Here is an 8,888-nt window from a genome sequence, read left to right as displayed (position 1 = left end):
TGCGAGCCGCCTATTATGTCAGGCTTTTCGTTTCCGTCAACACCTTCTTTCGAAGTAGTTGAAGTCCTGTTCCTTCGCGGTTGCCGCCTTGCGGTGGCCCCTGCGTCGGGGGAGGGAAAGTATGTCCCTATCGGGGCCGTTTGTGAAGGGGGTACGTGACATTTTTTCACGTTGCCGCCCTCCCATTCATGCTGAAAGGGGTCCGGATCGCCCGAACCCCTTGTGCCGCTTAGGCGGCGACCAGCAGCACGCGTGCAAAGGTGCGCTTGCCGACCTGCAGCAGGCCCTCGAAACCAGGCACGAACACCTGCTGGGCGTCGTCCACTACCTCGCCATCCACCTTCACCGCACGCTCTTTGAGCTTGCGCGAGGCCTCGGAGTTGCTCGGGGTGAGGCCGGCAGCGGTCAGCAGTGCACCAATACGCAGGCCCTCGGCGGGAATGATCACTTCCTGCAGCGGCAGCAGGGTCACATCGCCCTGCCCGGTGACGGCGGCGTTCCAGCCGGCAATGGCCTGTTCGGCCGCGGCGGCGTCATGGAAGCGCGTGGTCAGCTCACGGGCCAGGCGCAGCTTCACCTCGCGCGGGTTCAAGCCGCCGGCGTCGACCTGCTCGCGCAGGGCCTTGGCCTCGGCCTGGCTGATATCAAAGGAGAGCAGCTCGATCCAGCGCCACATCAGGTCGTCGCCGATCTTCATGGTCTTGGTGACGATGTCGATGGCCGGTTCGCTGATACCAATATAGTTGTTGAGCGACTTGGACATCTTGGCCACGCCGTCCAGGCCTTCCAGCAGCGGCATGGTCAGCACGATCTGCGGCTTCTGCCCGTAGTGCTCCTGCAGGCCACGGCCCATCAGCAGGTTGAACTTCTGGTCGGTCCCGCCGAGTTCGACGTCCGTTTCCAGCGCGACCGAGTCGTAGCCCTGCACCAGCGGGTACAGGAACTCATGCAGCGCGATGGACTGCTGGGCGGCATAGCGCTTGGCGAAGTCGTCGCGCTCGAGCATGCGCGCCACGGTGTGCTGGCCGGCGAGGCGGATCATGTCGGCCGCGGCCATCCTGCCGAACCACTCCGAGTTGAAGCGCACTTCGGTCTTCTCGCGATCCAGCACCTTGAAGACCTGGTCTTCATAGGTACGCGCATTGGCCAGCACATCTTCCTTGGTGAGCGGCTTGCGGGTGACGTTCTTGCCCGAGGGGTCGCCGATCATCCCGGTGAAGTCGCCGATCAGGAAGATCACCTGGTGGCCGAGGTCCTGGAACTGGCGCAGCTTGTTCAGCAGCACGGTATGGCCCAGGTGCAGGTCCGGGGCGGTGGGGTCGAAGCCGGCCTTGACCCGCAGCGGGCGGCCGCTTTCCAGACGCTGGCGCAGCTCGTCGGATTTGAGGATCTCATCGGCGCCACGCCCGATCAGGGCGATGGCTTCTTCAATCGAGGACACGTGACAACTCCCGGCAATGCCTTATTTATATGAATGACGTTAAGTACAAGTTAACCGCAGGTGCTTCACAAAAGCCAATAGGCACAAGGGTTTGACGCGGTATTTATACCTGTCTATGTTACCGACGTTTGGGCCCGCGCTCCCGGGCCAGCCAGGAACAGACCGACGATGCTCAATTCCGATCAAGGCCGCGCGCGCAAGCAGCGCTTCAAGGAACGTCTCCACGTCCTCCACGACACCGCCCTCCATCGGAAGCTCAAACAGCATCTTCCTGCGGCCTTCAACCAGCGCTGGACCCGCCGCCACTGGATGCACGCCAGCCTGTTCGCCACCATCGGCGCCCTGGTGGCCACGATCGTCCCCGGCTTCTCGCACACCATCGACTCGCCCTACTCGGTCAGCCATTCGACCCTGGCGCTGCCGTTGCCGCCGCTGTCGCTGGAACGCCAGCAGCAGACCCCGGGCGACAGCTGGCAGGTGCTGCGCGTGCAGCGCGGCCAGACCCTGAGCAATCTGTTCGACCAGGCCGGCATCCCGGCCACGGTGATGCACCAGGTGCTGGAGCACCCGGGTGTACGCGAATCGCTGACCAAGCTGCGCCCCGGTGCGGAGATCGCCTTCGACCTGCCGCTGTCCGGTGAGTTGCGCACGATCCGCTTCGACCGCGATGCCGACAACCGCGTGGAGCTGTCCCTGGCCGGCGACAAGATCACCGAAACGGTGAGCAAGCGCGAGAGCTCCACCCGCCGCGTGGTCGCCAGTGGCGAGATCACCAGCTCGCTGTATGCCGCCGCGCGCAAGGCGGGCCTGTCGCCCTCGGCGATCGCGACGATGACCGACGAGATCTTCAAGTACGACATCGACTTCTCCAAGGACCTGCAGCCGGGCGACCGCTTCAGCGTGGTGATGGATGAAACCTGGCGCGAAGGCGAGAAGGTGGACACCAGCAAGATCCTCGCGGCGACCTTCAGCTCGGGTGGCAAGACCTACAGCGGCTTCCGCTTCGACCGCAACGGCAAGTCGGAGTACTTCGACGCCAGCGGCCGGCCGCTGAAGAAGAGCTTCATCCGCATGCCGATCCAGTTCGCGCGGTTGAGCTCGAGCTTCGGCGCGCGCAAGCACCCGGTGCTGGGCAAGATGCGCATGCACAAGGGCGTGGACTACGCCGCGCGCACCGGCACCCCGATCATGGCCGCCGGCGATGCCCGCGTGCAGTTCGCCGGGACCCAGCGCGGCTACGGCAACGTGGTGATCCTGGACCATGGCCGCGGCCACACCACCCTGTACGGGCACATGTCGCGGTTCGGCAAGATCAAGACCGGCCAGCGCGTGGCGCAGGGCACGGTGATCGGCTACGTCGGCTCGACCGGCCTGGCCACCGGCCCGCACCTGCACTACGAATTCCGCGTCAACGGCGTGCACCGCAACCCGCTGTCGGTGACGATGCCGCCGCCGGAGCCGCTGCAGGGCGCCGAGCTGGCCGCCTTCCGTGCGCAGACCGCCCCGGCGCTGGCGCGCATCCAGGGCATGGAGAAGCTGATCTACGCCGATGCCAGCCCGGCACCGGAGGCCAAGGCCGCCGATACGGCCACGGCGAAGGCCGGCAAGCCGGTCAAGTCCAACCGCGGCTGATCGCATTGATTGACGGCGGCAACGGGTTGCGCGGAAGCTGCACGCAACCCGTTGGACCGCCTGGCCATGACCTCTGCTGTTGATCCCACTACCCCGCTCTACCTGGGCCTGATGTCCGGCACCAGCGCCGACGGCATCGATGCCGCGCTGGTGCAGTTCCCCGCCGAGGGCGGCTGCCGCTTTGTCGAAGGCCTGACCCACGACTGGGATCCGGCGATCCGCGCCGAACTGATCGCGCTCGGAGAGGGCGGCACCATCACCTCATTGGACGCGCTCGGCCGGCTTGATGCCCAGGTCGGGATCACCTTCGCCGCGGCCGCCAACCGCCTGCTGGACAGCGCGCGGGTCGACCGCACCCGGGTGCACGCGATCGGCTCGCATGGGCAGACCGTGCGCCACCGGCCGCTGGCCGATCCCGCCTTCACGATGCAGATCGGCGACGCCAACCGCATCGCCGAACTCACCGGCATCACCACCGTGGCCGATTTCCGCCGCCGCGATGTGGCCGCCGGCGGGCATGGCGCGCCGCTGATGCCAGCCTTCCACCTGGCGATGCTGGGCGACAGCGATGAAGACCGCGCCGTGCTCAACCTGGGCGGCATCGGCAATCTCACCCTGATCCCGCGCGACGGGACACCGCGCGGCTTCGATACCGGCCCGGCCAACGCGCTGATGGATGCCTGGTGCCAGCGCCATCGCGGCGCACCGTTCGATGCGGAGGGCGCGTTCGCGGCCAGTGGCCAGGTCGATGCGGCGCTGCTGGCCCGCTGGTTGGCCGATCCCTGGTTCGCGCTGCCACCGCCAAAGAGCACCGGGCGCGAGCAGTTCCACCTGGACTGGGCGCAGGCGCAGCTGGGCGAGGGGCAGGTCTCCGGCGCGGACGTGCAGGCGACCCTGCTCGAGCTGACCGCCGCGACGGTGGCCGATGCACTGCTGGCGCATCTGCCGGGCGCGACGCGGGTGCTGGTCTGCGGCGGTGGCGTGCGCAATCCGCAGCTGCTGCGGCGCCTGCGTGCGCGGCTGCCGGGCGTGGTGATTGAATCCAGCGCGGTGCACGGGCTGGATCCGGATTACCTGGAGGCGATGGGATTCGCGTGGCTGGCGCAGCGCACCCTGGCCGGATTGCCCGGCAACCTGCCGAGCGTGAGTGGCGCGCGGGGACCGCGGGTTCTCGGGGCGATCCACCCGGCCTGAAGGGCCACGGCGGCGGGCGCTGCCCTGCGGCTGTGATCGCCGATGCGCTGTTCGGCGCTTGCCGCCGTTACAGCCCCTGCGCGTCCGGCAGGGCCTGCAGGGCCGCGATGGCAGCGGCCAGCGCGTCGACCTCGGGATCGTGGAAGCCGCTGCGGACCTCCAGTTCGCTGGCGAACAGGCCTTGTTCCAGCAGCGCCATGCAGGTGTCCTCGCGGGTCCAGCCGCGGGCGGCCCCGATCCGGCGGATACGTTCCAGCAACAGCGGGTCCACATCCCGCAGCAGTAGATCAGCCATCGTTCTCCCCGTTGGCGTGATGCCGTCCCCACGGCCGTTGTGCCGGCATGATCCAACAGGCTCTGCCGGCACGCAAACCGCTTATGCCGTGCTGCGGTCCCGGATCCGCGGCCACAGCCAGATCAGCAGCAGCAGGGTCGGGATGACCGTGGTGGCGCTGAGGATGAAAAAGGTGCTGTAGGAACTCGCTTCGACGATGTAGCCCGAGACACCGCCGACGAACTTGCCCGGCAGGTTGGCCAGCGAGACCAGCAGCGCGTATTGGGTGGCGGTGAAGTTGCGGTCGGTCAGTGACGACATGAAGGCGACCAGCACCGTACCGGCAAAGCCCTGGAACAGGTTGTCCGCGCTCAGCGCAGCATAGAACGCCCACAGCTGGCCCGGGTTGTGCGCCATCAGCAGGAACGCCAGGTTGGACAGCGCCACCCCCAGCGCGGCGACCAGCAGCATGCGGCGGAAGCCGAACGCGGCCACCGCGATGCCGCCGAGGAACGCGCCGCCGATGCCCATCCACACGCCGAACAGCTTGGAGACGGTGGCGATATCGGCCTTGGTGAAGCCCGAATCCAGATAGAACGGACCGGACATCACCCCGATCACCTGGTCGGGGAATTTGTAGAGCCCCACGAACGCCAGCAGCGCCAGTGCCAGCGCCACGCCATTGGCGCTGAAGAAGCTGCTGATGGGCTGCCAGAAGGCGCCGAAGAAATCGATGCGGCGCTGGATGCGCACTTCCGGCTGGACCGGCTCGCGGCAGACCAGCGTGGTGATGATGGGCAGCAGCATCAGCGAGGCCATGGCCAGGTAGGCCACGATCCAGCCTTCGAACTGGGCCAGGTAGAGCGCGCCCGCGCCGGCCAGGATCAGGCCGATCCGGTAGCCCAACGTGTAGGTGGCGGCCAACGCGGCCTGCGCGCTCTCCGGGGCGATCTCGATGCGGTAGGCATCGACCACCGAATCCTGGGTGGCGCCGGCAAAGGAGGCCACCAGCACCCACAGCACCAGCGGGGTGACGCCGAGCTCGGGACGGACGAAGGCAAGTGCGAACAGCCCGCCGGTGACGCCGATCTGCGAGGCCAGCAGCCAGGAACGGCGGCGGCCGAGCGCGCTGACCAGCGGGAAGGCGTAGCGGTCGATCAACGGTGCCCAGACGAACTTCATCAGGTAGAAGAAGCTGGCCAGGCTGATCAGGCCGATGCTCTTCAGGTCCAGGCCCACATCGCGCAGGCGGGTGGACAGGGTCTGCGAGGCGATCAGCAGGAACGGCAGGCCGCTGCCGAAGCCCAGGAAGGCCATCGTCAGCGCCGAGGGCGTGCCGAAGGCGCGCTTGATCCCGGCCCAGCCCTTGTAGGACACCGGCGCGTCCGCCTCGGTCATGGGGCGTAGTCCACCGTGAACGGGGCATGGTCGGAGAAGCGCTCATCGCGGTAGACCGAGCAGCTGCGCAGGCGGTCGCGCAGGCCGGGGCTGACGAACTGGTAGTCGATGCGCCACCCCACGTTGTTGGCGCGGGCCTGGCCGCGGTTGCTCCACCAGGTGTAGTCCTCGCCCTGCGGGTGCAGCAGGCGGTAGGCATCCGTCCATCCCTGGCCGGCGGCGATATCCAGCGCCTGGTCGGCGTCCACGCACTGGCCGTTGAGCCAGTCACGCTCGGGCGGCAGGCAGCCGGAGTTCTTCTGGTTGGACTTCCAGTTCTTGATGTCCAGCGCGGAGCGCACGATGTTCCAGTCGCCGCACAGCACGTAGTCGCGGCCGCTGGCCAGCCAGCCGGCCAGGATCGGGCGCAGCCATTCCATCACTTCGTACTTGAAGCCCTGGCGCAGGTCGCCCGAACTGCCCGAGGGGATATAGAAGGAGACGACGCTGAGATTGCCGTAGCGGGCCTCGATGTAGCGCCCTTCATCGTCGAACGGGGCCCAGCCCAGCGAGGTGATCACCTGGTCCGGCTCGCGCTTGCTGTAGATCGCCACGCCGCTGTAGCCCTTCTTGGTGATGGCGTCGCGGTAGAAGCAGTGGTGGCCGTCCGGGCGGAACATCGGGTCGGTCAGCTGGTCTTCCTGGGCCTTGGTTTCCTGGATGCACAGGACGTCGGCGTCCTGGGCGCGGAACCACTCGAGGAAGCCCTTGGTGGCGGCGGAACGGATGCCATTGGCGTTGAAACTGATGATGCGCATGCTGACCCGGGTCTGGAACGATACCGGCAAGAGCATACCGTTTCGGCCCTTGCAGGGGCTGGCTGGAAACGGATGCGGATAGCCTGCCCCCGCGCGCCCCGGGATCGTCTCGCCACCCTGTGCGACACCGGGCCGCAGGGGCCGGCGAGCCGAAAAATGCAGACATGCATTAGGATTTGCGCTCCAAATGAATTGAATTGAGTCTTGATGAGCGACCATCGCCACCGTTTCCTGCAACTGGCCCTGACCGCCGATGCCCTGCGTTTCGGCCAGTTCACCCTGAAGTCCGGCCGTCTGAGCCCCTATTTCTTCAATGCCGGCCGGTTCGATTCCGGCGCGCGCATGTCGCAGCTGGCGGCCTGCTACGCCGATGCCGTGGAAGCCACCGGCCTGAAGTTCGATGTCGTGTTCGGCCCGGCCTACAAGGGCATCCCGCTGGCTACCGCGACCGCCTGTGAATTCGCCCAGCGCGGCCGCGACCTGCCGCTGTCGTTCAACCGCAAGGAAGCCAAGGACCATGGCGAAGGCGGCAACCTGATCGGCGCCGACATGAACGGCAAGCGCGTGCTCATCGTCGACGACGTGATCACCGCCGGCACCGCGATCCGCGAAGCGCTGGCGATCATCAAGGGCGCCGGCGGCACCCCGGCCGGCATCGTGGTGGCCCTGGACCGCCAGGAGATCGCCTCGGAAACCGACCCCCGTTCCGCCGCGCAGGCCGTCGCCGAAGAAGCCGGGATTCCGGTGGTCGCGGTGGCTACGCTGGCCGACCTGCTTGATTTTGCCTCCGGAAATCCGGAACTTGTGGGCTACCGGCAGCCGCTGGAGGACTATCGTTCCCGCTACGGCAGCCGTCCTACGCGTTGAGAGCAGGGGGCTTTCATGTCCAGGTTTGCCACGTTCACCGTTGTCGGCCTGCTGCTGGCCGTGCCGCTGTTGCCTGCCCAGGCGCAGAAACGCACGGCCGACGCGACGCCGAAGAAGCTGTACTGCTGGAACAAGGGCAGCGAGCGGATCTGCAGTGATGCGCTGCCCCAGGAGGCGGTGAACAACGCACGCGAGGAGTTCAACCTGCGCAGCGGCATGCGCAGTGGCGAAGTGCAGCGCGCGTTGACCGACGAGGAACGCGCCGATGTCGCGGCGCAGGCCGCGCAGCAGCGCCTGGACCTGGCCGCCGAGCAGACCCGCCAGCGCACCGAGCAGGCGATGCTGGCGACGTACGAGAGCGAGGACGACCTGCGCCGGGTGTTCGCCGAGCGCAGTGGGATCCTGGACAACAACATCCATACCGCGAGTTACAACGTGGCCAGCGTGCGCGATGCGCTGGTCACGCTGCTGGCCGGCGCGGGCAACCGCGAACTGGATGGGCAGCCGGTGTCGGAGAAGCAGGCCGAGCGCATCCGCGCGCGGCATGCCGAGCTGGTGACGCAGCGGCGCATGCAGGCTTCGTTCGAGCAGCAGCGCCGGGCGCTGGACGTGGAGATCGAGGGCACGCTGCAGCGCTATCGGTTGCTCAAGGGCATGGGGAGCGATCCGCGCGGGTGATGGTGGCTGTGCGATGGCGTTGAAACGAAGGCGGCCTTTGGGCCGCCTTTTTTGGTTCCTATCCTCATGGCAGGCACGAAGCGCGCTCTGAACTTTTCCGGAAGCGGGGGCGGTGGGTTGGTCGGGCGCTGGGGCGCTATGCCCTTGTCGGCGAATGTCCCCCGGTGCCGGCCTGCGGCCGTCCCCTCCTCCTTGATTTCGCCCACAAGGGCATAGCACCCCGCGTATCCAGACCACTGGCGCCCCACTGAAAGCCCTGGGTTGCAGCACGCGCACCACACGCGAGCCCTGTAGCGGTGGGTAGGCTCCTGGGCAAAATCAAGGAGGAGGCCGTCGCCGCCAGGCGGCGGCCGGGGGACATTTGCCGAGGGGCCTGCCCACCGCTGCGGGGCCCTCACGCTCGCGACAAACCTGAGCGGAGACGCCACCGGATCCACCCTCCGGCGGAGTTCCCAGGCCAGACGTACACGGCCGTGCGCATCTGCATTGCCGTGGAATGAGGCGCTCCGATCCATGAGGCGAAGCACCTTTTTATGCATTTTTTACGCGGGGCGCCGGTTTGGGGCGTGGAGCGTTTATGCCGGGCAGGCAGACCATGAGCGCCTGA

8 protein-coding genes are annotated in these 8,888 nt (G+C 67.2%); 4 read left to right on the top strand and 4 right to left on the bottom strand.

The annotated features are described in order from the left end of the window. Positions 1 to 229 precede the first annotated feature (229 nt). Complete coding sequence (gene tyrS, locus AB9O74_RS17110; protein ID WP_369350014.1) at positions 230 to 1,441, bottom strand: tyrosine--tRNA ligase; 1,212 nt, start codon at positions 1,439 to 1,441, stop codon at positions 230 to 232. Positions 1,442 to 1,609: 168 nt separating this feature from the next. On the opposite strand from tyrS, the gene AB9O74_RS17105 reads away from it, so the two are divergent. Beyond that, entirely contained in the window at positions 1,610 to 3,073 is a 1,464-nt protein-coding gene (locus AB9O74_RS17105; RefSeq protein WP_346478386.1) for a peptidoglycan DD-metalloendopeptidase family protein, read from the top strand. A 66-nt stretch (positions 3,074 to 3,139) separates the two neighbouring features. Further along, positions 3,140 to 4,267, top strand: a complete 1,128-nt coding sequence (locus AB9O74_RS17100) for an anhydro-N-acetylmuramic acid kinase (RefSeq protein WP_369350013.1) — start codon at positions 3,140 to 3,142, stop codon at positions 4,265 to 4,267. Positions 4,268 to 4,334: 67 nt separating this feature from the next. Here AB9O74_RS17100 and AB9O74_RS17095 read toward each other — a convergent pair whose 3' ends face one another. The 3 genes from AB9O74_RS17095 to AB9O74_RS17085 form a co-directional block, all read right to left on the bottom strand. Further along, on the bottom strand, positions 4,335 to 4,562 hold the full coding sequence (locus tag AB9O74_RS17095; RefSeq protein WP_346478388.1) for a hypothetical protein: 228 nt from the start codon (positions 4,560 to 4,562) through the stop codon (positions 4,335 to 4,337). Positions 4,563 to 4,643: 81 nt separating this feature from the next. Beyond that, positions 4,644 to 5,939, bottom strand: coding sequence for an MFS transporter (locus AB9O74_RS17090; RefSeq protein ID WP_176987763.1), 1,296 nt, complete (start codon positions 5,937 to 5,939; stop codon positions 4,644 to 4,646). Next, positions 5,936 to 6,736, bottom strand: a complete 801-nt coding sequence (locus AB9O74_RS17085) for an exodeoxyribonuclease III (protein ID WP_019183958.1) — start codon at positions 6,734 to 6,736, stop codon at positions 5,936 to 5,938. The genes AB9O74_RS17090 and AB9O74_RS17085 overlap by 4 nt, the downstream gene beginning before the upstream one ends. Positions 6,737 to 6,943: 207 nt before the next feature. On the opposite strand from AB9O74_RS17085, the gene pyrE reads away from it, so the two are divergent. Together pyrE and AB9O74_RS17075 are read left to right on the top strand one after the other, a co-directional pair. Continuing rightward, positions 6,944 to 7,603 carry an orotate phosphoribosyltransferase gene (gene pyrE / locus AB9O74_RS17080; protein WP_176987761.1) on the top strand — a complete coding sequence of 220 codons (660 nt, stop codon included), beginning with the start codon at positions 6,944 to 6,946 and terminating at the stop codon, positions 7,601 to 7,603. Between the two features lie 15 nt (positions 7,604 to 7,618). Continuing rightward, a complete protein-coding gene (locus AB9O74_RS17075; RefSeq protein ID WP_176987760.1) occupies positions 7,619 to 8,281 on the top strand; it encodes a hypothetical protein in 663 nt (220 codons plus the stop codon). Positions 8,282 to 8,888 lie beyond the last annotated feature (607 nt).

The organism is Stenotrophomonas sp. JAG2, assembly GCF_041080745.1.
GTDB lineage: Bacteria > Pseudomonadota > Gammaproteobacteria > Xanthomonadales > Xanthomonadaceae > Stenotrophomonas > Stenotrophomonas maltophilia_AA.
The sequence above is the reverse complement of the archived record's forward strand: the minus strand, read 5'-3'. Positions and strand labels throughout refer to the sequence as shown.

What these genes read in the sequence shown, in the direction of transcription:
- AB9O74_RS17090 (WP_176987763.1), bottom strand. Translation starts at nt 5,939, where the DNA reads ATGACCGAGGCGGACGCGCCGGTGTCCTACAAGGGCTGGGCCGGGATC.
- AB9O74_RS17095 (WP_346478388.1), bottom strand. Translation starts at nt 4,562, where the DNA reads ATGGCTGATCTACTGCTGCGGGATGTGGACCCGCTGTTGCTGGAACGT.
- pyrE (WP_176987761.1), top strand. Translation starts at nt 6,944, where the DNA reads ATGAGCGACCATCGCCACCGTTTCCTGCAACTGGCCCTGACCGCCGAT.
- AB9O74_RS17105 (WP_346478386.1), top strand. Translation starts at nt 1,610, where the DNA reads ATGCTCAATTCCGATCAAGGCCGCGCGCGCAAGCAGCGCTTCAAGGAA.
- AB9O74_RS17100 (WP_369350013.1), top strand. Translation starts at nt 3,140, where the DNA reads ATGACCTCTGCTGTTGATCCCACTACCCCGCTCTACCTGGGCCTGATG.
- AB9O74_RS17085 (WP_019183958.1), bottom strand. Translation starts at nt 6,736, where the DNA reads ATGCGCATCATCAGTTTCAACGCCAATGGCATCCGTTCCGCCGCCACC.
- AB9O74_RS17075 (WP_176987760.1), top strand. Translation starts at nt 7,619, where the DNA reads ATGTCCAGGTTTGCCACGTTCACCGTTGTCGGCCTGCTGCTGGCCGTG.